The organism is Roseicyclus sp. (assembly GCF_052168335.1).
Taxonomy (GTDB): domain Bacteria; phylum Pseudomonadota; class Alphaproteobacteria; order Rhodobacterales; family Rhodobacteraceae; genus Roseibacterium.
Map to the genome: position 1 here is coordinate 1 of NZ_JBQLZP010000490.1, position 1107 is coordinate 1107.

Here is a 1107-nt window from a genome sequence, read left to right on the forward strand (position 1 = left end):
GTGTCGGGTCGGCAGCGGGGGGCCGGGCACCGGGTGCGCCCGCCGGGAGCGGCGCTCCGGTGGCGTTTGCCGGGAGCCGCGGGGGTCGTGCGGCGGGTGCGCGGAGGGTGATGGGGCTGCGTGGCGAAGCGCGCCGCCGGGCGTGACGCAGGCGGGGCCGTTCCGAGCGTCCAGCGGCACGGGGTGAACGTGTCGGGTCGGCAGCGGGGGGCCGGGCACCGGGTGCGCCCGCCGGGAGCGGCGCCCCATTGGCGTTTGCCGGGAGCCGCGGGGGACTTGCGGCGGGTGGGCGGAAGGTGTCGGGTTTGCGCGCCATCACGTGCCTCCGAGCGTGAAGAGAAAGGCGGCGATGTCGCGGGCCTCGGGTTCGGTCACGCCGAGGTCGGGCATGGCGGTCGCGGGCGAGTGCGCGGTCGGATCGACGATCCAGCGCACGAGGCCGCCCGGTTCGTTCGGCAGCACGCCCCCCACGTAGGCGCGGGTCGCGAGCCCCTCGAGCGACGGGCCGACCGAGCCGCGCGCGCCGCGGATACCGGGGATCTCGTGGCAGGCGCCGCAGCCATGGGCGACGATCAGCTCGGCCCCGCGCGCCGGGTCGCCGTCGTGGACCCCGCGCGCCACGGCGCGCCAGTCGGGGTCGGTCTCGCCGGCGCGGAGAAACCATTGGCGGACGTCGCGGGCGGGCTCGGCCAGGGCGGTCCAGGCGGCGGCGAAGACCGCGTCGCCGGGCGAGACGCCGGGGCGCAGCGCCGACCAGACCATGGCCAGGACGACCGCGAGGAGGGCGAGGAAGCCCAGGATGTATGTGCCCGCCTGCCGCACGGGCTCAATCGTCCCCGGAGGAGACGGTGGTGCTGGGCGCGATGGCCTCGCCGTCGTCGCGCTCCCGCTCCGGCGGACGCACCCGGGCGTAGTATTCGGACACCGCGCGCATGTCCTCCTCGGTCATCTGGCGGGCGATGGAGGACATGACGTTCATCGCGTCGTTGTCGCGCACGCCCTCGGCCCAGAGCTCGAGCTGGTGCTGCATGTAGGTGGCGTATTGCCCGGCGAGGTAGGGAACGGTGGGCGGCAGCCCGGTGCCCTGCGGCCCGTGGCAGTTCACGC

General features: G+C 76.0%; 2 protein-coding genes. Both read right to left on the reverse strand.

Annotation, left to right across the window (positions count from 1 at the left end):
• Positions 1 to 315: 315 nt before the first annotated feature.
• Entirely contained in the window at positions 316 to 822 is a 507-nt protein-coding gene (locus ACTS11_RS15105) for a c-type cytochrome (protein WP_442641126.1), read from the reverse strand.
• A gap of 4 nt (positions 823 to 826) precedes the next feature.
• A partial coding sequence (locus ACTS11_RS15110) for a c-type cytochrome (protein ID WP_442641127.1) occupies positions 827 to 1107 on the reverse strand: 281 nt, incomplete at its 5' end.